This window comes from Monashia sp. HAY1-2A, from assembly GCF_056755315.1.
The window spans coordinates 1-479 of the sequence record NZ_JBNDHY010000327.1; the positions used below are offsets into that span (position 1 = coordinate 1).

Genomic DNA, 479 nt, shown 5'->3' on the forward strand with positions numbered 1-479 from the left:
TGTTACGACTTAGTCCCAATCGCCAGTCCCACCTTCGACGGCTCCCCCCACCACCACAAGGGCTTAGGTTGGGCCACCGGCTTCGGGTGTTACCGACTTTCGTGACTTGACGGGCGGTGTGTACAAGGCCCGGGAACGTATTCACCGCAGCGTTGCTGATCTGCGATTACTAGCGACTCCGACTTCATGGGGTCGAGTTGCAGACCCCAATCCGAACTGAGACCGGTTTTTTGGGATTCGCTCCACCTCACGGCTTCGCCACCCTTTGTACCGGCCATTGTAGCATGCGTGAAGCCCAAGACATAAGGGGCATGATGATTTGACGTCATCCCCACCTTCCTCCGAGTTGACCCCGGCAGTCTCCTATGAGTCCCCACCATCACGTGCTGGCAACATAGAACGAGGGTTGCGCTCGTTGCGGGACTTAACCCAACATCTCACGACACGAGCTGACGACAACCATGCACCACCTGTACACC

The 479-nt window shown here is 57.4% G+C and carries 1 rRNA gene; it reads right to left on the reverse strand.

From position 1 onward, the window contains the following. Positions 1–479, reverse strand: a 16S ribosomal RNA gene (locus ACPYOM_RS22140); the annotation flags it as partial.